Origin of the sequence: Nostoc sp. NOS(2021), assembly GCF_017115025.1 — a bacterium.
GTDB lineage: Bacteria > Cyanobacteriota > Cyanobacteriia > Cyanobacteriales > Nostocaceae > Nostoc.
Genome location: NZ_JABXKM010000061.1, coordinates 1 through 23,308 on the forward strand (window position 1 = coordinate 1; position 23,308 = coordinate 23,308).

Consider the following 23,308-nt stretch of genomic DNA (forward strand, 5'->3'; position numbering starts at 1 on the left):
CCCTCCCCGCCGGCGGGGAGGGGATTAAGGGGTGGGGTGCAATGACTATGGGAATCACAACTAATTACCCGGACATGATATGAAAAGTCAGTGCGAGGCGTAGCAAGCTTTAAGAGTAGGCGATCGCACATTCGCACATAATTAAACCATCCCCTCTATTCCACTCACTTATGACTATTGCCAGTCAACCCCAACTCACTTTAGACGACTTCCTCAAACTGCCAGAAACTGAACCAGCATCAGACTTTATCAACGGGGAAATTATTCAAAAACCAATGCCTCAAGGTGAACATAGCCTACTGCGGGGAGAATCTTGTCATGTGATCAACCAGATAACCGAAGGGCAAAAAATTGCTTACGCTTTGCCCGAACTACGCTGTACCTTCGGCGGCGCTTCTATCGTCCCCGATGTCTCTGTGTTTCGTTGGGATAGAATTCCTAAAACTCCATCTGGCAGAATTGTTAATCGCTTTGAAATTCATCCCGACTGGGCAATTGAGATTCTTTCCCCAGACCAAAGGTTAAAAAAAGTGTTGAGTAAATTATTGCATTGTTCGCGCAATGGTACTGAACTAGGCTGGTTAATCAACCCAGAAGACGAAAGTGTGCTAGGGATTTTTTCTGGACAGCGAGTGGAATTATACGAAAGTGCTGATAAATTACCCATTCTTGAGGGTATCGAGTTGGAAGTGACTGTGGAAGAAGTTTTTGGCTGGTTGAGTTTGACGTAAAAAAGCGAACGCATTTCCTAGAGAAAGTTGGAAAGGATTGTATCTGTAGGTTTATTGTAGAAACTGGGCGGTACAGCCAAAATTCATGTATATCCACAAAAATTTATATCCCGTACTTTTATGGAAAATCAACTAGGATTAGTTCTGAAACTGCTTTTACTCTCAGCTTTGTTATCGCTATTAATTAAGTATGCAGCGCCAAGTCTATCAATTCCGGCGACAGCAACCAACGCGCTGATTATAATATTGTTGCCGATTGTGATTATAGCGATCGCGCTACTGTGGCGATTCCAAGCACAGAAACAAAATTAACTCAAACTATCTACGCACAAGTTCCTAAAATGGGCTAACCTAGCTGAATTACCAGAAAATTGCATCTCGCCAACCGTTGGGAGTCAGCCTGTGAACCTCGGTCAATCGATCGGCTTAATCACCATAGTTCTTTCTTTATACATCCTGTGGCAAATTCGGGAAGTGCTTTTGCTGATGTTTGCCGCAGTTGTGTTAGCCACCACCTTAAATCGGCTAGCGAAACGCTTCCAACGCTTGGGGATGAAGCGTGGATTCGCCGTCCTCCTGACAGTGGCTATCTTTTTTGCAGGTATCGCGGGTTTTTTCTGGCTAATTGTGCCACCATTTGCACAGCAGTTTCAAGAACTAACTTATCAGGTTCCTAAAGGGTTTGGACGCTTTAATAGTTGGCTTGATGCCCTGAGAACTCGTATCCCTAACCAGTTAGTTCCCTACATCCCAGATATCAATAGCCTCATCCAACAAGTACAGCCCTTCGCCAATCGACTACTGGGAAACTCCTTCGCCTTTGTATCTGGCTCTTTGGAAGTCGTCCTCAAGATTTTGCTAGTGTTGGTTTTAACAGGAATGCTATTAGCCAACCCCGTGGCTTACCGCCAAGTATTTGTGCAGCTTTTCCCCTCATTTTATCGGCGACGGGTAGATGGGATTTTAGATAAATGTGAAGTCTCCTTGGAGGGATGGATTACAGGCGCTTTCATTGCCATCTGTGTAGTGGGGCTGATGAGTCTGATTGGCTTATCAATTTTGGGTGTCAAGGCAGCACTAGCTTTAGCGGTTTTAGCAGGATTTTTCAACTTGATTCCCAACCTGGGGCCAACGATGAGTGTCATACCAGCAATGGCGATCGCTTTCTTGGATGAACCTTGGAAAGCGATCGCTGTCTTGGCTCTCTACTTTATCATTCAACAGACTGAAAGTAATTTCATCACGCCCGTTGTTATGGCGCATCAAGTCTCGTTGCTGCCAGCTCTAACCTTAATTGCCCAACTATTTTTCGTTACTTTCTTTGGCTTTTTAGGATTATTTCTGGCGCTACCCCTGACTGTTGTCGCTAAGATTTGGTTGCAAGAGGTGTTAATTAAAGATGTTTTGGATCAATGGGGAAATAATCATAGACAAGAGACTGAGTTTGTGATTGTTTCTGAATCTCCTGAAGTAGATGATAATTGGAAAGCAGAAAGTCCTGATATTAATCAGGAGCGGCCAGATTAACAATTCAAAATTCAAAGTTCAAAGTCTAAGCTCGACTTTATCCATTTTTTTCGCAATGCGATCGCTATCGCTGAAACCTTTCTGGGACGGTAGTTTTACTTTTTTAACTTCATCGATAATCTGTGACGTGGAAAAAGTATTTGTCAAAAAGCCAGGGTTTTTGTCGGATAAAGAAAACCAAGTTCTTAATTTTGGATAAAGTCGAGCTAAGAGGTTGTTTGAAAAGTATTATTGTTATAACAGGGAACTCTTAATAGGGAACTCTTAACAGGCTTGAAAGTCTCTTGGTGTCAGTGTTTTCTGATTAGCTGATGTCAACCGCTACCTGGCAACTGCTATAACATCTAAGCCTCGGAAACCTAACCCACCGAGCAAGCCTTCCCTACAAGGGAATGGGGTTTCAAAGCCTCTTGACCTTTCGGGGAGAGGAATGGAAGCGGGGTTTCTAGTATAGTTTGCGACTTTTCAAACATCCTTTAAGGGACTGACAAATAAAAAAATACTCAATATTAGTACTTGTGCCATTACGCTTACAGGACTTTCTTTGACAAATTGCTCAAAGATGGAAGATAGCATCTGATTCACCCTCATATTTCACTCTTATTACGGTTGCAAAGTACCGCAACCCTCATCTAGAGGTTTGCTCCCCCCATGACCTTTCGGTTCTATGCAACCGAACCTTGCTGACCCGTAACCCAAGTTATTACCAAAGATAACTTGAAACCATTGCGTCCAACCTATACTAAGAGCGATTTCCAGACATTGAACAAATGAACTATATTTTCCTCCAAAAATATATGTCCAATTAACCCTTACACAATCAGACTTAGGCGATATTATCCCAAAAAATGCTCAATTCCAGAGTCCATAAATTGACCGTTTTGGATCTGCGATCGCATAAACTGGCATCGATAGCCTAGAAGCATAATTTTTGGCTCTAGTCTGGGAGCAGGTTTCAGCCCGGGATTTAGTAGTATACTTGTTCGCGTTGAAAGGGCTGGGTTTAAGACCCCAACAATACAGGTAGCGCGGAGTCGGAGCCACTCTGTCTCCGCGAAGTTTCAGTCGGGGTTTAAATCACCGTCTGAAAATGTCTTTAATGCAAGAATTTTGTTAGCGCAGCGTAAAGCCTTCTCTTCTCCCTTAGCGCTAGCCTCTCCCAATGTGAGAAGGAGAGACGCACTCGCGTCCCTTGAGGCAACGCCCAATACGGTTCGGTTAAGGTGCATAGGCTTTAAAGATCCCCTTTAGTCCCCCTTAAAAAGGGGGAAATAGAGCGATTTTTAGCCCCCCCTTTTTAAGGGGGGTTGGGGGATCGTGTCTTATCCGAACCGTATTGAGGCAACGCCAACGGCATAGCTTCTCTACCAGACGCTACGCGAACGCTTAGAGCGAGTCTGCGTTCGCTTTTAGCGTCTGGTAGAGAGCGTCATTTTGAATTTTGAATTTTGAATTGTTAATTGTTGGAAATCCCTAATACCATTTCTTTTTGAAGATGCGCCTATAGAACTTACCCAAAACCGCGCTGTAGGGGCAATTCATGAATTGCCCCTACGTGAATAAAGCGCAGCCTCACATAGAATTGGTATAAGGAATAAGAATTAAATAACATACAATTTATGTCTCTGCCTTACCTCACCCTCAATCCCTCTCCGATATATTGGAGAGGGAAGCTAGATACAGGATGAAGTTTTGCATTTTATTTAATCCACGTTCCTAAGGTTTGTCCGAGAGAATCGGTTCTGCGGCAATATCATCTAAGTGGATGCTGCTTAACAAATTCCGCCACTCTGCTTGCAGTGCTGCATCTTGAGGATTTTTCTGACGCAGTTGAGCGAGTATCGTCAGTGCCTCGTACCATATCCCGTTTTGGGCATAGATAGCATAGCGCTTTAGAGGTTCTGTGGTTTGTAGCTCTTTGACTGTGGCTGGATTCAGTTCGACTCGTTGTATTACCCCTTCGAGGAAAGTCGGGGGAGAATTTTCTTCCTTGTCACAGTTAATCGTGAAAAACCAGCGATATTGTTTGCCTAGTGCCAAGGGAGGAGTAGTGGTAGGCAGAGAAACGCGGATGACTCCTGGTTTATCTGGTAGAGCGATCGGTTTTCGGTAAATCTCCTTAGAGTCCTTAGAGTCAGGATCTTCTTGCAGCACAAATTCAACTTCATAGGGCGAATCTTTGGTATATGGCACATAGAAAAACCAACTTGGGCGTTCTACCATTGTCTTTCCCCAGACATTGATCACTGAGTTAGGTTCCTCAGTGAAAGGTGCTAAAGCAGTCAGGTCAGGTTTAGCAAGTGGACATCCACCGCGCTTTGCTCCACCACGAACGCGACCTCCTGGAGGGGGGCCAGGTGGAAGTGTGGGTTGATTAAAGGTTGTGGCTTGAGCCAGGGTCGTTTTTGGATGAGAGCGTAGGCGTAGCCCGCCGTAGGCATCGCTAAGTGAAGAACCAAGAGTTGGTTTTGCCAGTACTGGAGTCAGGCTAACTAGTAAGTTGGTGCAGCTAAAAGCTACTACTAAAAACAGTTTTATCGGTTGTGAATTTGACTTCATAAAAACCCTACCTCATCCGATTTTGGATTTTAGATTTTAGATTTTAGATTGTGAAAGAGTTATTGGAATACGATTTGGTTAAGTATATTTATTCAACGCTCCCTATTCCCCACTCGCCACCCGAACTTTTGTTTTTGAATTATTATAAATTGACATCAAGCCAACCGTGGCTACCAATGACAAAGCCGACGGGATAAACGGCACCCAAGCACCCGAAATTAACAGACCAAAGCAAACTATATACAGAATACTAGAGGTGATACTGACTGCCAATGCCAACCAGAGCAACGAAAGCTTTCGCCAAGCCAGGATTCCCCCTAGCAAAGACCAGCCCCAAATCCAGACCACCTCAACCCACAGTGACCAAACCCGCAGCAACGGCCGCCCATCCTGGACAGCACTGAGGATCTGGCTAATCATATGGGCTTGTACTAACACTCCTGGCATTTGCTCATCTAAAGGAACGCCATAGGGTGTAGGCCAGGTGTCTGGAGAATCGCCCTTTGCCACCACACCAATCAAAACAATCTTGTCTTTGATCGCACTGGGGTTAACCGGACTAGATAAAAATTGGGTTAGCTTCACCTGTTCGGCTATATCTTTTGAAGAACGGTAGTTGAGCAAGACTTGACCGCCATTAGCATCAATATTTTGATAGCCGCCAGTACGAGATTTCAGATTTGGAAAAATAGTTTTACCCAGCTGCAAATTACCTTCAGGGGTGAACTTGGCTTGAATTCCTGAAGGGCGCAGATATAGAGAGGCCAGTTCTAGACTGAATGCAAAGGGAGCAGGACACAACGATGTCGCCTCTTGGTTCATGAACAGGAGATGCCGACGGATAACTCCATCACGATCATGAATAAAGTCACTGAATCCCAGGTTTGTTGTGGGGATTTCTGGTGGCGGCTTAATACCTTTGATATTTATAGTGCCATCGCTCCCCTTACATATGCCAACCAAATTCTGAGTTTGTTGAAGACGAGTAATTAAATCTGGTTGTTTGGCTTTAAAATCACGGTAGATATCTAAGCCGATCGCGCGGGGTTGGTATTGATTCAGTTTTGCCAGGAGTTTGTTGAGAGATTTTTCGGAAATGGAAGCTCCAATCAAGGACTCGCCATTTTGTCTTTGAGTCGCCAAATCATCATCGTCAATTGTAATTACCAGCTGTCGGGGATCAAGTCCTTCCGCAGGGCGCGATCGCATCATCTGGTCAAAGGCTTGAATCTCTGGATTTTCCAGCAATCCCACCAATCTTACCCCACAAACCAAGGCTGTAATCGCCAAACTGGATAACAAAGTTGTCTGAAATCTGTGTCTGGTAGACAAAGCTAAATTCGGTGGATCTTCAGTTTTTGTAAACCTTAATTCATCCCAAGTGGGTGGTATCTGCGCTGGATTTTGGCAAATCACTGGTAGCCAAGTCGCACAGGGAAATCGATCCTCAAGTCCTTGCAACCGTTCTCGCGCTTGGCGTACCGACTGATATAAAGACTCGCCACCGGCAAAGCCTTCGAGAAAATACTTTAAAAACTCCTTAGCAACCTGGTCTGGGACTGGTTCGCGCATGACGATCATCTGAGGTATTTGTAAATCAGCCAGTTCTCGCGCCAATCCCAATCCATCACAGGAGTTGAATATAGCTAGTTGCAAGCCGTTTTCAATCGCTTTCCTGAGAGCGTACTTTAACTCGCCAATGCTGAGGCTATCAGTTTTATTCAGGTAAATTCGTCCGCTTTCTCCATTTCTGTTACTGGAACTGTGCCCAGCAAAGAAGAGAATATCCCAGTTTTTTCCCCAGAGATGGTCAGTCAATTGCTGACGTTGTGGTTCTACCAAAAAGCTGACCTCTGCATTACTACACTGTTGCAGTAAAGCTTTATCAGCTTGGGTATCAATCCCCTGACTATTGCCCACAATTGCTAAAATGTTGACTAATTGATTTAAAGTGCGTGGCTTGTGAATGCGATCGTAGGATGGTGAAGAAAGGGCGATTTCAGCCTTGGGGTAGCGTTCTAACAAGTCCCACAGATGCCAGGGTAATAGCTGCAATTGGCTATTTTCCGTTTGCAGAATCACCCGTATTTCTTCCGTGGACGATAATCTTTCTAACCATTTTTCCCTCAAAGGGCGAAACTCCTCTGCTCGCAGCCAGGTATTGAAACGTGCCCGCAAAATATGGGAAGTGTTTTCGCAGTCTTGAATCATCGATACATTCGTCACCTGCATTTGGTCAGCATGGAGGCGATAACGATTGCCTATCTGCCGATAACTAGACTGCCAATGACTGTAATAGAGCGGCATTTCCGGGAATGAAGCTAGCCTCCCCGTAATTTCTGTTGCAGGCCGCTCGTGTTCTTCACCAATTTGGAGAGTGACAGCAAACCCCTGCTCAAAACTACCCTCTCCGAATTTCATCACCACTAACTTACCCATGACCGTCGCTATCTCCCTGTGAAAAATCATGCCCTGTTCTCATGTCTGATCGCAAGCTCCAGCAGCGTCTACAGACTTTTTTCAAAATCCCCAAAAGTCGGCTTGAATTTTTAATTTTGAATTTTTAATTAACCAATTACCACTTAATAAATTACCGACAAAGAGGGAAGATAGCTAGATGTTTCAAATCCTAAAATGTTCGGTAATGCTGGTATTATCCAAGGCTACCCTAACGCTAAATTGCTCTGTAGGTTCACCGCGAAACTGCAACTGAATGTAGTTGTCTGATTTTCTAGATTGAGCGTCTAGAAATACTGCTCCCGAACTATCTAGAACGGTGAGATGAACTCCTGGCGGCAAGTAGACTTGATTCCCAGTGGCGTGCAATTGGAGATAAATACTGGTTTGTTGATCTTTTTCGGGGCTGATTTCCACAATCAACATGACGGGTTGATTGAGAATTTGGATACCCAAATCAATCAGTTTTGCACGTTTAGTAATTGATTCTGGTCGGTTAAGGGTATTTAGTTCCAGAGTTTCAGTACTGCGAAAGGCATAAGCTGGTCTGAGTTCCGGCACGTTCCACAGGGATTCAATAGTCTGCCAACCTGTCTCAAATATACCAGCAAACCACTGACTTAAATTCACCAGTGAATTAACTGGGAATTGGCGCAGTTGACCCAGGTGGTCGATAAACGCTTCCAATGGTTGCAGTTGTTCTAAAGGCAGTGTTTCAGTGGCGACACTAGGGATAAAACCAAGCAGCCTCGCTTCTTGGAGCGATTCATCAAATTGAACTACTAAATAACCCACCCGTTCTTCCCAGGTTTCTGGAGGAATGGAACATATCTGCTGATGCAGATGGATAGGGCGACACTCCAGACGACCAACTGAGGGCACCTCTAAGTCAGCTACATTCCCACAAAGGCGCATGATGGGGTTCCAGCTGTCACTAGCTTGGAGGTCAGTAGGAATATCCATCATTTCCAAGTAGTCATTCACCACCCAGACAGCCAGGGTATTCAGGCGAACTTGCTCTGCTTTTTCAGTATTTGGCTGCTGGTTAGCAAATTGCTGGGCAGTTATGCGAGCTGATTGGGAAATCGGCAATGTTAAAGTAAAATCGTCTAGCTGATAGGTGGAGTTATTCATAAGTCAATCCCTACTGATCAATGCTGGTATATACATATCACCCGCATTCACTAAATTTATGCCACAAAATAGAGAATGATTATTGGAAAAACAGAATTATGGATTGGGGATTGGGGATAACACTCCCAGTACTCCCAAGTACCCAAATCCTCATCAGCCGTATAACTTGATAGTACTCACACTTGAAGCGATGTCTACGAAGGGCTGTGACGCTCGTTCGCCTTTGGCGTCTCCCCTTCTCTACGAGACGCCAAGGGCGATGGGAGATGACTCCCTAAGGCTAACGCTATCGGTGACGCAGTTCACCGGATAACCCGCTTGATGGCATTTGGACAGCAAATCGACAATCACGGGCGGATAGGCAAATGTAATACTGTTACCCATAAAGAGTTACACTCACGTCCCAAGCCTGACAAACAACTATTGACATCAAGAGAAGCGATCGCTGGATTATCTAACCAGACTTTCTCTACTATCTCACCACACTTGATATTTGACATTTTCTGTAAAAACTGCTATTCAGTATTACTGATTGCACTGGTTAACTTAAAAGTCTCTATGAGCTTGTAAGTCAGCGCACATAAAAGCAGCGATTTTTATCACTGCTAAAAGTAAGGAAACAAAATAGTGCCTAAACAAGACTTTCTGCTACAAGCAGATGAATTTCGTTCGATTCCTGTCCCATTTTCTGGGCGAAGCATCAAGCTATCGACCTGCTTTGTTAAAATAAGTGAGGTTCCAGAAGAATGGTGTGACTGGCTTGAAGTTAATCCGCGAACACCGCAGCGGAAAAAGTCAGGAGAACTTAAAGGGACTGTTGTAAACGGAATGATTGACACCTTGAGTGACGAACCTGAGATGTTTGCCCTAAAGAATCAGGGAATTTTTGTTACTGCCGAAAAAGTTGAGTTTGACAAAGAAACTGGTGGGCAAGGCATTGTCAGAATCAAGTTGACAGATCCTAAAAAACATGGTGTTGTCAATGGAGGTCACACCACTCAAGTAATTATGCAAGCTCGGAACAATTCAGAATCTTTTCCGAAGCTTGAAGAGGCTTTTGTAAGACTTCACATTTACGTATCTGGAGATGTCGATTCTGGGTTCATTGCCAGCATTGCTGAGGGTCTTAATACATCTTTGCAGGTGAATAATCCTAGCTTGGAGAACCTAAAAGGTACATTCAATAAAATTAAAGATTCTCTCCGAGGCAAACAAGGAGAGGAGCAGATTGCATACTTTCAAGGAGATAGCGGAGAAATTGAGATTACCCAGGTTTTAGCATATCTTGCAATGTTTAACCTGAACGTGTTTTCAGACCGCACCACTCATCCCAACAAGCTTTTTGGTCAAGCAAAGGAAGTTTTAAGAATTTTTACGGAGGATATGGGAGACTCTGGAAAACATGCCTTTGAACGTATAATTCCATACACATCTGATATCCTCATCTTGTCTGAACTTATTATGCAGAGGGGAATCATCAACCTTGGTAAGTTGAAAGTCAGCAATGCAAAGAAGGGTAACAGAGCTAGGTCGCCAAGAAATCTAAATCGACTAGCACACTTTGCTGGAGGAACTATTGACGGTCGCTTTCATCAAGGGTGGCTTTATCCTCCGTTGGCAGCATTCCGAGCTAATATTTCCAGAGATGCTTGGGATAAGGGTGAATTTCGCTGGCTCTACGATCCGCTTCAGCTTCTCGATAAGACTATCGACGAAATGATAGAAATCGTCAAGCAGGAACACACTGATAACAATAGAAAACCTGCGGAAGTTGGACGCAAAGAAGCAGCTTATCGAGGCTGCTACAGTGTAACAATGATGGAGTTGGCTAAACTTGGAAAACTAGAGATAGGCAAAATTTAGTCTTATAGCTTTACTTTTGTTCCACAGTCTAAACATAAATAAGCTTGTAGAGTATGTGCTTATTGAAGAGTATTAATAATCTTTTTCAATAAGTATTTAAACATATAAGCGATACCTACAGACTTCACCGCCGGATGCTTCGCAATCGTCACGCTTCCGTAGAAAATGTAATTTTTGACCGTAATATTACACTGAGAATCGAGTACGATTTAGATGAGCGAGCGCCGCCGTTGCAGGTTATTCTTTATATTGACTGGAGAGCGTCCAAAGATAGATAAAATCTGCTGATTAACCCTCTCCCCATTTCACCTTAAAAGGGGAGAATAGGGTTAGAGGGGTAACTCAGGGTAATTGCTAGTTTTCGGAAGTTTCCTGGGAGAACTTCTTATGGATAGTTCTAGTGGATTCCCCATCAGCAGCTACCGTTATGAGATAGTCCATTAAACCATCTGAAAAGGGAAGACGTAGGTGGAAAGTACCATCGGGTTTGATTTTGATGGTATGACCACCAATGTTTACGGTTGTATTTGGTTGGGTTGCTCCGTGAATAATCAACTCAGCATCAGCCACAAACCAAAAATCTCCGTGGGGATGACTGAAGACCCGAACATTAGATGAACGGGCGATGAGTAACCACCGATCGCCATCAGCGATATAGCCAATTTCAACCATGTAGTCGTGATCGCTGACAGGAATAGCCACAAAGCGATCGCTTGCTACCTCTTCACATTCATACTGCTGTACAAGCTGGGGACTTTGATAACTCAAGTCAATCCCAGTCACATCGTAGAGCCGCACTACCAATTGGGAGCCGCCCTGTTGTTGCAACGCTTCGTTCTGAGTCTTGGAAATGTACCAAGAGACATAAGCCCATTTGGGAGTGCGGGGTGTGAGTACAATATTGCTCTCTTCTTGGGCATCTACCAAGCCAATAGTTGTTTCGCTTGTTAACGCTGCATTTTCAACGGTGGGATCTATTGTGGAATCTGTATGGACAGGACTGAAGACACGAGCGATCGCGGAACGGGCGATGAATAACCAGCGTAGTTTACCGCCTTCGGCATCGCCATCAGCGATATAGCCAATTTCAGCGATGTAATCGCGATCGCTGACGGGAATTTCCACAAAGCGATCGCGTGCTGTCTCTTCACATTCATAGTGCTGGACAAACTGAGGACTTTGATAACTCAGGTCAATGCCAGTCACATCGTAGAGCCGCACTACCAATTGAGAGCCGCCCTGTTGGCGTAGCGCGGCTTTCTTGGTTTCGGAAATCTCCCAGGAGACATAAGCCCACTGGGGAGTGCGGGGTGTGAGGACAATATTGCTCTCTTGTTCACTGATCTCTTCTTGGGCATCTACCAAGCCAATAGCAGTTTCGCTTGTTAACGCTACATTTTCAACTGGAGTATCTGTTATAGGATCTGTATGGACAGGACTGAAGACACGAACGATCGCGGAATGAGCGATGAATAACCAGCGTAGTTTACCGCCTTCGGCATCGCCATCAGCGACATAGCCAATTTCAGCGATGTAATCGCGATCGCTGATGGGAATTTCCACAAAGCGATCGTGTGCTGTCTCTTCACATTCATACTGCTGGACAAACTGAGGAGTTTGATAACTCAGGTCTATCCCAGTTACATCGTAGAGCCGCACTACCAATTGAGAGCCGCCCTGTTGTTGCAGCGCGGCTTTCTTGGTTTCGGAAATCTTCCAAGACACATCAGCCCACTGGGGAGTACGCGGTGTGAGGACAATACTGCTCTCTTCTTCACTGCTCTCTTGTTCACTGATCTCTTCTTGGGCATCTACCAAGCCAATAGCAGTTTCGCTTGTTAACGCTACATTTTCAACTGGAGTATCTGTTATAGGATCTGTATGGACAGGACTGAAGACACGAACGATCGCGGAATGAGCGATGAATAACCAGCGTAGTTTACCGCCTTCGGCATCGCCATCAGCGACATAGCCAATTTCAGCGATGTAATCGCGATCGCTGATGGGAATTTCCACAAAGCGATCGTGTGCTGTCTCTTCACATTCATACTGCTGGACAAACTGAGGAGTTTGATAACTCAGGTCTATCCCAGTTACATCGTAGAGCCGCACTACCAATTGAGAGCCGCCCTGTTGTTGCAGCGCGGCTTTCTTGGTTTCGGAAATCTTCCAAGACACATCAGCCCACTGGGGAGTACGCGGTGTGAGGACAATACTGCTCTCTTCTTCACTGCTCTCTTGTTCACTGATCTCTTCTTGGGCATCTACCAAGCCAATAGCAGTTTCGCTTGTTAAAGCGACATTTTCAACTGGGGTATCTGTGATGGGATCTGGATGAACAGGACTGAAGACACGAACGATCGCTGAACGGGCGATGAATAACCAGTGTTCGCCATAAGCGACATAGCCAATTTCAGCTATGTAATCGCGATCGTTGACGGGAATATCCACAAAGCGATCGTGTGCTGTCTCCTCAGATTCATACTCCTGTAACAGGTGGGGACTTTGATAACTCAGGTCAATGCCAGTCACATCGTAGAGCCGCACTACCAATTGAGAGCCGCCCTGTTGTTGCAGCGCTGCTTTCTTGGTTTCGGAAATCTCCCAAGAGACATGAGCCGATGTATAAGTATGCGGTGTGAGGACAATATTGCTCTCTTCATCTGCATCTCCCCAATCAATATCTGTTTCATCCCCAATCGGCAGATCATCAATTATGGGATCTGGATGAACAGGACTGAAGACACGAACGATCGCTGAACGGGCGATGAATAACCAGTGTTCGCCATCAGCGACATAGCCAATTTCAGCTATGTAATCGTGATCGTTGACGGGAATATCCACAAAGCGATCGTGTGCTGTCTCTTCACATTCATACTGCTGTAACAGGTGGGGACTTTGATAACTCAGGTCAATGCCAGTTACATCGTAGAGCCGCACTACCAATTGAGAGCCGCCCTGTTCCCGCAGCGCTGCTTTCTTGAGTTCGGAAATCTCCCAAGAGACATGAGCCGATGTATAAGTATGCGGTGTGAGGACAATATTGCTCTCTTCATCTGCATCTACCAAATCAATATCTGTTTCGGCTGCAATCGGCACATTGTCAACCGAAGTATCAGTTTCTCCTTGGGCATCTGATGCAATGGTAGCCCAGGCTCCAATCCCTGCGCCTGCTACTACGGCAGCAGCAGTGGCAAAATCTGGGGAGTCAGTTTCAGCAACATCTTCCCCAATAGTCGGCTCTGCTTGAGATTCTTCCTCTAGCAAATCGCCATTGGGTTCGGCTGCGTCCGCCACCACATTGAATGCATCTTCTGGCAATTCTGGCAAATCGGGCAGTGGTTCCACATCGGCTGCCACTTCGCCAAACTCTGGTAAGGGAAATTCATCTACTGAGGCTGTATCTTCAGTTGAGGTGATACTCTCTAGCCAGTTCAATTCTGCCTGAAGTTCCTCATCTATGTGATCTTCACTAACTTCTGTGTCCCAATATCCAAAATCAGATGTCACTTCTGGCACATCTGGTAATTCCGGGAGTGGGGCTGTCACCTCAGATGCCTCTTCTGGAATATTAGCCAGGTGAGGATATGAAGTATTTACTACAGCCGCTGGGGCTTCTATGTCCCATGCAACTTGATCAGACTCAGGAGGGTTTGTCTCCATATAATTATTTAGCTCGATTGTCTCATCAATCGCGTCTGTTTGTGTTTCTTTGTTGCTAAAGGCAGACCAGGTAGCCGCCCCGATGCCCGTTGCTAGAGCCGCACCACCGGTTAAAGCTGCGGCTCCGAAGTTGTTATTTTCTGATCCATTAGCTACGTCTGAGGTTGTGTCTTCGTAGAGGTTAGAGGTGCCATTAGTTGCCTCTTGTACTAAATTTGATGTCCCCTGAGTAGCGTTCTGGGTCAGGTCAGATTGTGTTTGAGCATAGATGTTGAAAGGAGTGCGATCGCGGGTTTCTTGCTCTTGGTAGTGCGGCACTGGCTGCTCCTCAAGCATCGCTCCGTTAACGTAGGGATTTGTGCTGGCGTTAAGCACCGCCGTTTCTCCAACTTCTGTGCTGGGTGGATAAGGATTTGATTCTGGTAAGTTGTCTGTTTTCTCAGTCGGCAATGGGCGTTTTCCCAAAACCCACCATAGTAACCCTCCAGCTAGAGTAATAAAAAAGAAAGGTAGCAGCAACCACAATGGTGTTTCCCTGTCTACAATTGGACTCTTTTGTGCAGGAGTAGCCACAAACGGCTGTTCGCCAAATACAGAATTAGTGGCACTAGGGGAAGGCGTAGCAACTGGTGTCGTCTGGGCATTGGGGGAAGGCGTGAGAGCAGGTGTCGTCTGGACACTGGGGGAAGGCGTGACAGCAGGTTGTAATACGCTGGCTGCGATCGCCTCTGCTTCAGTAGTTCTAGCTTGTTCTATAGCTTGCTGTCCTGGGGGTGCAAGGGTAAAGCCGAGAAAATCTACTATGGTTAAGCTGGGATTTTTTTTGTAAACGTAAACTAAAGGTTGCGAGAAAGGATATTTAGGATCATTTGGCAAGGTTTGATGTAATTGCAGAACTCGCACACCTTTCAACTTCGACACCTGATTAGCTAACACATAGCTGATGCCGTCTTTGCCCAGTTTTTTGATGATTTCTGCGGTATTATCCTCAGTTAGTTGGGTAGCATTAGAACCTGTAGCAAAGTCAGCAACTTTGAAGGCTGGATAAGCACGGAAAGTATCACGAGTATCGCTGGTGTTAGGGCGATCAATTACCCGAATCTTCCCTGGAGGCCCTCCCAGTTGTGACCAATTTGTAATTGTTCCCCGAAAAATGCGGGCGAATTGCCTACTGGTCAAGCTTTGCTTGAAAGGATTATCTGCACCAACCACGATCGCAATCTTTTCACGGCGCAAGCGAACTTGCTCTAGTCCTTGGGCTTTTTCTGCTGGTGTCAACCCACGCCCGATTGCTGCTATGTCAATTTTGCCATCTAGCAAATCTTTCAGTGCCGTACCAGTGCCGTTAGCAGCAATTTCAACCTTTGTGCCGGAAAACTGTTTTTCAAAACTTTCTTTCAGGCTTTGGTTGATTGCAGCCAAGCTACTTGAACCGTCAATCCGCACTGTTGTCCCATTCTGCACTGCTTGTGGCAGTGGAAAAGAGGAAGCTTCAGGTGTAGATTGTGCCAGCATCGGTGCAGATACCACCAGAGTTGCTGCCATCGGGGTCGTTGCTAAGGCAACCCATAATACCAGCCTGACTATTGAAGTATCTTTTTTTTCTTGTTGCCACATATGCCCTTGATTAAAGTAAAAAATAGAAAGCCTGCCAATCCTAAATCGCGATCTTTTTAGAAATTATGGAGGAGACGCGCTAATTATACATCTGAGTTATCTTTACTTTTAATTCTTTCAGCGCACTTATATGGATTTATACTTCGCTGTAGCTTGTATAGCATGATAATTTATACTCTAAATTGCCAAAGTCTGTTTACTATAAATTTTTCTAATTTATATTGCAACTTATACCAAGTTGGTAGCTTATGGCCACAATTATGAATTATTGAATTAGTGAACTACCCACACTTACTCCGTCAGGAGAAGTGTGGGCTTCTGGTTTCATCAACAACAGCCTTTCCACCTTGCGGTTTATCGGTCTTACGTCGCTTCGACACAGCAAGAACGGGGTTCCCTCCGCCCACAGATAATATCCGAAGTCCTTCTGTTCTTATATTCAACGCGGCATTGCCATCACGATCATGATCAATGCCGCATGAGGGGCAATTCCATTCTCTTACATCAAGTGGCAACTGATCAACTACGTGACTACAGCAAGAACAGGTTTTAGAACTGGGGAAAAATCGACCTATCTCTACAAGTTGACAATCTTGTTGTCTCAACTTGTAATCTAGAAAATTAATAAATATTCCCCAGCCCACATCGGATATTGATTTTGCTAGCTTGCGGTTGCGTACCATTCCCTTGACATTGAGATTTTCAACGGCAATAACTTGGCTATCGTCTACCAGCTTTCTGCTTAACTTATGCAGAAAATCTTGGCGGGAATTTGATACTCTTTCGTGAACCTTAGCTACTATTTTTTTAGATTTTTGTCTTGACTTACTTCCTTTAGTTTTACGTGCAAATTTTTTCTGTTTACGGGCTAGATTTTTTTGATGACGCTTAAGGTGTTTAGAATTGGAATACTTGGCAACTTGCTCACCATCATGGACAATTGCAAAGTCCTTTAATCCCAAATCAATACCAAGTATTTTGTCCCCCTTCGGGTTCGCCACTTTACCATCGACGGAAACCGCCAAGACGGTAAGTGGCTCACCAGATGAAGAGTCTTGAGTGCATTCTACTTCAACTAAGATCGAGGCAAAGTACTTGTCAGTAGAGGTTTTGCTGATAGTGACAGTTTTGATTTTCCCTTCAATCGCTCTATGGAATACTGCTTTGACTTCGCCAATCTTGGGAATCTTTAACTGATTGCCTGCAATAGCAACACTTTGCGGATATTGGATAGATTGCTTATGCTGCTTTGACTTGAAGTTAGGAAATTTAGCCCGTCCCTCAAAAAAATTCTTATATGCCTTGTCAAGATTGATTGCTACACACTGCAAAACGGATGAATAGCAATCTTCCTTTAACCAAGGATATTCTAGCTTTAATTGAGGTAAAAGACCTTTATAAACACTCAATTTTAATGATTTATTTGTTTGTTCATAGTGTTGAATGCAAGCATTTAAAGCATAATTCCAATACCATCTAGCGCATCCAAAAGATTTAGACAATGCTTTTTGCTGTTCGGTTGTTGGATCTAGCCTTACTTTGATTGCTTTCAACACTTTTAACTCCTTTATGTTGAGCCAAGTCGAAACATAACAATATTATTTTCAGAGACGTAGCACTGCTAAGTCTCTAGAAGTGGTTCCACTTCTTTGAGATAACAATGACAATCTGGCTTATCAATCAGTGACTCCACCAAGGCATTTAGGGCAGTTGCAGCTAAAGCGCCACCTCCCAAAGTTCCTTCAACTGTAATAAAAGGTATCGCTTGTTGCATTAGTTGTCGTTTGGCTGCGGGAGCATGGCTAAAGCCAATGGGCATTCCAATTACTAATGCAGGCTGAATTTTCTGGTTGGCGATCGCAATTGATGCTTCCAGAAGTACTGAGGGAGCATAACCAACTACCAGCACGCAACCATTACTTACTTGCTGCAATTTTTCTCGCCATTCTCGATGTTGCCAAAAGGCAAGTTCGGCCTCTGTGGCGGTGGTAATATGGGGATTATCAATCAAGGTTTCAATCCGGCATCCCAAGTGAAGTAATCGGGTTTGATCCAAAGCAGCAGCAACCGTTTGGGTATCGACTACAATTTGACAGCTTGAAGATAAAGCTTCTCGACTAGCGGCGATCGCACCTCGACTCAATTTGATAAAGGACACCAAACTCACATCGCCAGAAGCCAAAACCAACTGAGATATTAAGTGTTGTTCAATTTCCGAACGGTTAGACAAATCAGGTAATAAACGTTGTAGCGATTCTGTAAAAGCTTCCGAGTGCGTATGAATTTCGGCATCCAAGCCACTCCAGAGATTTTCCAATCCCCCCAATCCGGCTTGAGTTTCGACATCGAGTAACTTGAGTTGTGCCAAAACTTCCGCCTGGATAATTTGACAATGGCGATCGCGCCCCAATAATCCTTCTAATGCTGATGCAGTTTGCCGCAGTTGGGAAATTTGTTGCATCACCGCCCGATATTGCTGCTGAAGTTGTCCCATGAGGTTAACAGTTGTTTCGGCTTCTGGTTCCACCTCCAAAATATTGCGGATATGGTTTAGCTGAAACCCTTGCTGCTTGAGTGCTACAATCCGTTGCAACCTGAGAACATCTTTTTTGGTGTAGAGACGGTAATTGCTGCGCGATCGCACTGGTTGCGGTAATAATCCCAATTGATGGTAATGGCGCACCATCCGCGGAGTTAAACCGCCGCCCACCAAATGCGTTAACTGCTTAATTGTCAGATCGCTACTTTTGATTTCCACGAATTACGCTATTAATTAAAGAGGTTAATTGTTGTCGAGGGGGCGTTTAGAAAAGGCGATGTCTGACGACAAGCCACTGCGTGTCTACGCTTTTAACCTAGCTTAGTTAAACTACCTGCTAGCGGATAATTTTTTCTGTATATTAGCTGCTTGGATGACGTTGTTGTTGCTCGTAAATACCTGAATATCTGGAACAACAGCATAATCCATGTCATGTGTGATAATTTTAATTTTACCTGCTCCTGCTCTGCTAATAGCTTCGAGAAGTAGTAAGTCATAGCCATCAACAGCTTGAGTTTGGAATCTGTTTAGTGCTGCATCGGTCGTTGCGTCATCTACTCTCAGATCAACAGAAACAGCCAGCGCCTTAACCTGACTCCAAGCTGACTGAACTTCGGCAACAACATTCATTCGTTCATTTGAATAATTATGGCGGTATTCTTTGAGTGGCAGATGACCATGAGACTGCATATAAATCTTATATTCAGTTCTCTCAATGATATGAGCAAGCTCCGCCAATATAAGTCCAGAGTAGGTTAGTGTGGCTCCATTTACAAGAGCTTGGTTGAGATATGTTAGATAAATACTGAATTCGGAAGCGTTAGCACCAAACCCAGCATTTGTATAAGTCTGCCAAAACCAGACGTTGGTATCTACAAGAAAAATATCACCCTGCTGCGGAGTATCAGTTTTGATGTCGATGATATCAGCTTGAATCTTAAGGTTGACTACCATGCTTTAAAAAGTTGCAGCCTGCTCTGCGATCGCTGCATCAACCGCATTACGAAATTGCTCATCAGAATAGTAATGCTTGGCATTGCCAATCACACGCTCAAGAACATTCCACCCCTCAGAACTTATAGCGGTGAACTCAAGCAATCGATTAAGGTTATCTGCTGGAATATCCTTCAAGAGATGACCGATTGCTAAGTTGAAAAAGGGAGACGCAAAGACCTGAACTCCAGTAAAATCCAATTCTACAGGGTTGCCAGAAAGCAGAACTGGATGAATCTGGTCATATACCTTCTGTCCACTTTCAGCGCTGATGGCGTATTTCCCGACGATATCAAAAATTTTGTATGCCATTCCTCTATCTCCCTCTTTAAAATAACCGCTTCTTAAGTTGATGAGCTTCAGTTGCTAGGTAGTAGCAAGATTCATCACACCGAATTGCAATATTAATCAGGGTTCCTCTAAAATTAGTACATTTGTTCTCATATATAATATTATCGCCTATATTGACATATCCGTCATTACTAAAGATTGTAAGGTTTCCATGATTTTTTACGATGAACTCCTGCAATAAATTTAAGCCTGCGCCACGGGAGATACTGTCTTGCTTAGTGCTATTTCCAGGCTCGAACGCCCACTGTAGAGCCTCATTAGCAGTTTTGTCTGAGTTCTGAGGTAGAGAGCGAACATTACTAGGGATACCAATACCAAAGTCGATGACTGTTAGATGAAGAAAACCAAGCTTGGGGTAGTGCTGACCGCAGCTGAACACCCCCACAGCAGATTGACTATGATCAAATGCATTTAAATATATCTCTAAGACTCGCCCTGTAATTGCATCTTGTAGTCTTGGACTGATGTTGACCCAACCTTTGCCCAGCCAATTATATTTCAGGTAATCTGCAATAACACTCATATCCTGCTGAAGATCATTCCGGTAAGGTATTGAGTTGCCATCCCACGGTTTCGTGTTAAAACCGAAATCATACAAGAAGCCATTCTGAGCTAAGTTCATCCGAATTTTGTCTGGAAGTGTATTCCAATCGAAAGCGAGAGAGCCGCCACGAGCTTCTACAAGACGGAATAGTCCCCCCAAAAAAGCAACGCCGTAGTGTCCCAAGAATTCGCAGTAATGAAAATCTACTTTGATATTTAAGCAATCTTGGGGTAACTGCTCAATTTCATCCCTAAGTTTGAATAACTTATTAAAATGATGGGGATTATCATCAATCTTGGTTATATAAAGAATTAAATTTGGCTGGTTTTTAGTCTCTAAGAGCAAGATAACTCCGACTATTACAGATATTTATTAGTTATTTATATCTTGAACTTTAACACTGGTATCAACAAGATTTAGCATTTTTTGCGATCGTGGAGCGTGCCAGAGGCAATTGGTGTCAGAGCATTTTTCAGGCTAAACCTTGACATTAACATCAATGTCAAGGTTTAAGGTGAAAGAGTCCCTGTTAATTCACCTCTCATGCTCTACCCCCAACGTTTCACCCAATTCACCAGAGAACACGCAGATACAGTAGCAGCCCTTTTGTGTGGCTTACTGCTATTTCTCGGATGGTTCGCCTTACATCTTGGCGCTTTGGGATTGGCGTTCTTGCTGCTACCTGCTGCTTATGTGATTGGTGGTTACGAAAGTGCGCGAGAAGGATTGACTACCCTCTTCAAAGAAAAAGAACTCGATGTAGATTTGCTGATGATTGTGGCGGCCATTGGTGCTGCTAGCCTCGGCTTATGGCGAAGAGAATATCATCTAATTATTGATGGGGCAATTTTGATTCTCATCTTTGCCATCAGTGGCGCATTAGAAGGCTATGCAATGCAGCGAACTGAGCAGAGTATCCGCAGTTTGATGAGCCTGACACCAGATACAGCAAGGGTTTTACATCAGGGAAGAGAAGATGAAGTTTCCATCACTCACCTAAAAGTGGGTGATGAGATTGTCGTCAAACCTGGAGAGCTAATTCCTACTGATGGGATAATTTTATCTGGTTACAGCACCCTGAATCAAGCTGCAATTACAGGCGAGTCTTTACCTGTAGAGAAAACAGTGGGCGAAGAAGTATTTGCTGGCACCCTTAACGGCTATGGTGCATTGCAAATTAAGGTACACAAACCAGCCCAAAGCAGTTTAATTCAGCGTGTAATTCGCTTAGTAGAACAGGCGCAGACTCAAGCCCCTCCTTCCCAAGAGTTTATCGATCGCTTTGAACGAGGATATGCCAAAGTTATTGTAGTAGCTGGGATATTACTGGCAATTTTGCCGCCATTTCTTTGGGGTTGGGATTGGGAAACAACAATTTATCGCGCCCTTACTTTCCTGGTGGTAGCTTCTCCCTGTGCGTTGATGGCGGCAATTATGCCCACCCTGCTTTCGGGAATCGCCAATGGTGCAAGACAGGGGATTTTGTTTAAAAATGGGGCGCAGTTGGAGAAGATTGGCAAAGTCCGAGCGATCGCATTTGATAAAACTGGTACTTTAACAACAGGACAGTTGCAGGTATTCAAGGTAATTTCAGCTAGTGAATACACTCACGCAGATGTATTAAAAGCCGCAGCTAGTGTAGAATCTTCTTCAGAACATCCCATCGGTAAGGCAATTGTGCAGGCGGCTGGTGATTTGAATTGGGTTGGTGCAATGCAAGTGCAAGCTATACCTGGACAGGGAATTGTGGGAATCGCCCAAGAACAACAGATAATTGTGGGGAATGCCGTTTTTGTGCAACAGTATGTGACAAATTTACCTGAAGAATTGCAAGAAATGGCTCAATCTTTAGAGCAAGAAGGTAAAACCGTCGTTTGGGTAGCGAAGAAGGCTCCGGCTCCCCTCCTCGCTTGCGGGGAGGGGTTGGGGGTGGGGTGTTTTGAGGTGATGGGTGTAATTGCGATCGCAGATGAAGTAAGATCGCAAGCAGCCGCAACCATTACCCGGTTAAAGAAACTGGGAATTGAGCAAATTGTCATGTTAACTGGGGATAATCAGGAAACTGCTCACAGTGTCGCCAAAGCAGTCGGAATTGATCGAGTATATGCTCAACTTCTACCAGAAGATAAGCTGGATGTGATCCGTCGTCTACAGCAAGAATATCAAACTGTGGCAATGGTGGGCGATGGTATAAATGATGCACCAGCCCTAGCGCAAGCATCTGTAGGTATAGCGATGGGAATATCTGGGAGTGATGTGGCATTGGAAACCGCAGATATAGTATTAATGGCAGACAGGTTAGAAAAAATTGCCGTGGCGATACATTTGGGTAGGCGATCGCAATCCATAGTCAAACAGAATATATTCGTAGCGTTGGGTTTTATTGTGTTGCTTTTGGTGGGCAACTTTCTGGGAAATATTAACCTACCCATTGGCGTTATTGGGCATGAAGGTTCCACAGTGTTAGTTACCCTCAGTGGTTTAAGATTGCTCAAATAAACCACTCTTCTCTGTTTTCGGGGAACCCGCTGTTAGCGCCTGGCTCACCACTTTGGCATCACTAACACTTAAAGCAATACGCTTGGGTTAAGGCTGAAAATCATGTAAATTAGGCATTGTTCCCAAGCATGGAAACTCAATACAGTTCAGTTAAGCATTTTTTTCTTCTCTCTGTGTTCTCTGCGCCTCTGTGGTTCGTAAAAAAAAATTGACCTTGACAAAGGATTTTAGGCTTAACCCAAGCGTATTGCATGGAAACTGAATATGGTGCATCTCAAGGATTTCTCGTTGGTGTCTCTGTACAACAGACTTTTGCTCTACTCAACTTCTCGAATAAATGTTTTCACATATTCATAATATTTAGAATCTTCATTCTCAAAAATCTCTTTTCCTTCTATGATATAAGCTCTTGCAAGCTCATCTTTAGCACCTTCAAAATCCCCCAACTCAAATTGAGCTTGTCCTAATTTTAAGTGAACATAAGGGTTTCCAATTGCATTTGGACAATACATAGCTTCTTGAAGCGCATGAGATGCATTTTCATAGTCACTCATGAGTAAATATGATTCACCAATGGTTGTCAACAACCAAGTAGATGCTGTATAAGCTTCAAAGGGTTCAGGTATCAAATCAAAAGCTTGATGATAACTTTCAATCGCTTTTGCAAATTCTTTATGCTCTGCATAAGCATCTCCTTGCCTACACAGTTCTAACATTCTAGAGTAAATATTATCATCAATATCAGGATAATATTTCGGGCTATCTTTCGATGAGTTCATAAATTTCGGCGGGGTGAGGTTTTTTTCTTATAAACAAGATTCTTGCTCCCTC

17 protein-coding genes are annotated in these 23,308 nt (G+C 44.2%); 6 read left to right on the forward strand and 11 right to left on the reverse strand.

Annotated features, from left to right (window positions below; translation table 11 throughout):
* The first annotated feature begins 170 nt into the window (after window positions 1–170).
* The 3 genes from HWQ41_RS07040 (at window position 171) to HWQ41_RS07050 (ending at window position 2,258) form a co-directional block, all read left to right on the forward strand.
* Window positions 171–731 (forward strand): Uma2 family endonuclease, encoded by a 561-nt coding sequence (locus HWQ41_RS07040; protein ID WP_292760971.1) that lies wholly within the window; start codon window positions 171–173, stop codon window positions 729–731.
* A 120-nt stretch (window positions 732–851) separates the two neighbouring features.
* Window positions 852–1,043, forward strand: a complete 192-nt coding sequence (locus HWQ41_RS07045) for a hypothetical protein (RefSeq protein ID WP_292760972.1) — start codon at window positions 852–854, stop codon at window positions 1,041–1,043.
* A gap of 90 nt (window positions 1,044–1,133) precedes the next feature.
* Window positions 1,134–2,258 carry an AI-2E family transporter gene (locus tag HWQ41_RS07050; protein ID WP_292760973.1) on the forward strand — a complete coding sequence of 375 codons (1,125 nt, stop codon included), beginning with the start codon at window positions 1,134–1,136 and terminating at the stop codon, window positions 2,256–2,258.
* Window positions 2,259–3,974: 1,716 nt separating this feature from the next.
* Here the strand turns inward: HWQ41_RS07050 and HWQ41_RS07055 are convergent.
* The 3 genes from HWQ41_RS07055 to HWQ41_RS07065 form a co-directional block, all read right to left on the reverse strand.
* Window positions 3,975–4,817 carry a DUF928 domain-containing protein gene (locus HWQ41_RS07055; protein ID WP_292760975.1) on the reverse strand — a complete coding sequence of 281 codons (843 nt, stop codon included), beginning with the start codon at window positions 4,815–4,817 and terminating at the stop codon, window positions 3,975–3,977.
* Window positions 4,818–4,919: 102 nt separating this feature from the next.
* Window positions 4,920–7,256: a CHASE2 domain-containing protein gene (locus tag HWQ41_RS07060; RefSeq protein ID WP_292761067.1), complete on the reverse strand. Its 2,337-nt coding sequence runs from the start codon at window positions 7,254–7,256 to the stop codon at window positions 4,920–4,922.
* Window positions 7,257–7,439: 183 nt separating this feature from the next.
* Entirely contained in the window at window positions 7,440–8,408 is a 969-nt protein-coding gene (locus HWQ41_RS07065) for a DUF1822 family protein (RefSeq protein ID WP_292760976.1), read from the reverse strand.
* 82 nt (window positions 8,409–8,490) lie between these two features.
* Here HWQ41_RS07065 and HWQ41_RS07070 point away from each other — a divergent pair, with 82 nt between their 5' ends.
* Window positions 8,491–8,721 carry a hypothetical protein gene (locus HWQ41_RS07070; RefSeq protein ID WP_292760978.1) on the forward strand — a complete coding sequence of 77 codons (231 nt, stop codon included), beginning with the start codon at window positions 8,491–8,493 and terminating at the stop codon, window positions 8,719–8,721.
* A 34-nt stretch (window positions 8,722–8,755) separates the two neighbouring features.
* Here HWQ41_RS07070 and HWQ41_RS07075 read toward each other — a convergent pair whose 3' ends face one another.
* Window positions 8,756–8,908: a hypothetical protein gene (locus tag HWQ41_RS07075; RefSeq protein ID WP_292760979.1), complete on the reverse strand. Its 153-nt coding sequence runs from the start codon at window positions 8,906–8,908 to the stop codon at window positions 8,756–8,758.
* Window positions 8,909–9,035: 127 nt separating this feature from the next.
* Here HWQ41_RS07075 and HWQ41_RS07080 point away from each other — a divergent pair, with 127 nt between their 5' ends.
* Window positions 9,036–10,271, forward strand: coding sequence for an AIPR family protein (locus tag HWQ41_RS07080; protein WP_292760981.1), 1,236 nt, complete (start codon window positions 9,036–9,038; stop codon window positions 10,269–10,271).
* Window positions 10,272–10,625: 354 nt separating this feature from the next.
* Here HWQ41_RS07080 and HWQ41_RS07085 read toward each other — a convergent pair whose 3' ends face one another.
* The 6 genes from HWQ41_RS07085 to HWQ41_RS07110 form a co-directional block, all read right to left on the reverse strand.
* Entirely contained in the window at window positions 10,626–15,551 is a 4,926-nt protein-coding gene (locus HWQ41_RS07085; protein WP_292760982.1) for a DUF4912 domain-containing protein, read from the reverse strand.
* A 299-nt stretch (window positions 15,552–15,850) separates the two neighbouring features.
* Window positions 15,851–17,107: an RNA-guided endonuclease TnpB family protein gene (locus HWQ41_RS07090; RefSeq protein WP_292760984.1), complete on the reverse strand. Its 1,257-nt coding sequence runs from the start codon at window positions 17,105–17,107 to the stop codon at window positions 15,851–15,853.
* Between the two features lie 65 nt (window positions 17,108–17,172).
* Entirely contained in the window at window positions 17,173–18,303 is a 1,131-nt protein-coding gene (locus HWQ41_RS07095) for a precorrin-8X methylmutase (RefSeq protein WP_292761068.1), read from the reverse strand.
* Window positions 18,304–18,420: 117 nt separating this feature from the next.
* A complete protein-coding gene (locus HWQ41_RS07100) occupies window positions 18,421–19,044 on the reverse strand; it encodes a hypothetical protein (RefSeq protein WP_292760986.1) in 624 nt (207 codons plus the stop codon).
* Between the two features lie 3 nt (window positions 19,045–19,047).
* Window positions 19,048–19,395 (reverse strand): STAS-like domain-containing protein, encoded by a 348-nt coding sequence (locus tag HWQ41_RS07105; protein ID WP_292760987.1) that lies wholly within the window; start codon window positions 19,393–19,395, stop codon window positions 19,048–19,050.
* A 16-nt stretch (window positions 19,396–19,411) separates the two neighbouring features.
* Window positions 19,412–20,323: an ATP-binding protein gene (locus tag HWQ41_RS07110; protein WP_292760989.1), complete on the reverse strand. Its 912-nt coding sequence runs from the start codon at window positions 20,321–20,323 to the stop codon at window positions 19,412–19,414.
* A 198-nt stretch (window positions 20,324–20,521) separates the two neighbouring features.
* On the opposite strand from HWQ41_RS07110, the gene HWQ41_RS07115 reads away from it, so the two are divergent.
* The gene (locus tag HWQ41_RS07115) at window positions 20,522–22,477 is read left to right on the forward strand and encodes a heavy metal translocating P-type ATPase (protein ID WP_292760991.1); all 1,956 of its coding nucleotides are present in this window, start codon (window positions 20,522–20,524) and stop codon (window positions 22,475–22,477) included.
* Window positions 22,478–22,794: 317 nt separating this feature from the next.
* Here HWQ41_RS07115 and HWQ41_RS07120 read toward each other — a convergent pair whose 3' ends face one another.
* Entirely contained in the window at window positions 22,795–23,256 is a 462-nt protein-coding gene (locus HWQ41_RS07120) for a tetratricopeptide repeat protein (RefSeq protein ID WP_292760992.1), read from the reverse strand.
* Window positions 23,257–23,308: the final 52 nt, after the last annotated feature.

Coding starts and splice junctions, on each gene's coding strand:
- HWQ41_RS07040 (WP_292760971.1), top strand. CDS start 171: ATGACTATTGCCAGTCAACCCCAACTCACTTTAGACGACTTCCTCAAA.
- HWQ41_RS07045 (WP_292760972.1), top strand. CDS start 852: ATGGAAAATCAACTAGGATTAGTTCTGAAACTGCTTTTACTCTCAGCT.
- HWQ41_RS07055 (WP_292760975.1), bottom strand. CDS start 4,817: ATGAAGTCAAATTCACAACCGATAAAACTGTTTTTAGTAGTAGCTTTT.
- HWQ41_RS07060 (WP_292761067.1), bottom strand. CDS start 7,256: ATGGGTAAGTTAGTGGTGATGAAATTCGGAGAGGGTAGTTTTGAGCAG.
- HWQ41_RS07065 (WP_292760976.1), bottom strand. CDS start 8,408: ATGAATAACTCCACCTATCAGCTAGACGATTTTACTTTAACATTGCCG.
- HWQ41_RS07075 (WP_292760979.1), bottom strand. CDS start 8,908: ATGTCAAATATCAAGTGTGGTGAGATAGTAGAGAAAGTCTGGTTAGAT.
- HWQ41_RS07085 (WP_292760982.1), bottom strand. CDS start 15,551: ATGTGGCAACAAGAAAAAAAAGATACTTCAATAGTCAGGCTGGTATTA.
- HWQ41_RS07100 (WP_292760986.1), bottom strand. CDS start 19,044: ATGGTAGTCAACCTTAAGATTCAAGCTGATATCATCGACATCAAAACT.
- HWQ41_RS07105 (WP_292760987.1), bottom strand. CDS start 19,395: ATGGCATACAAAATTTTTGATATCGTCGGGAAATACGCCATCAGCGCT.
- HWQ41_RS07115 (WP_292760991.1), top strand. CDS start 20,522: ATGCTCTACCCCCAACGTTTCACCCAATTCACCAGAGAACACGCAGAT.
- HWQ41_RS07120 (WP_292760992.1), bottom strand. CDS start 23,256: ATGAACTCATCGAAAGATAGCCCGAAATATTATCCTGATATTGATGAT.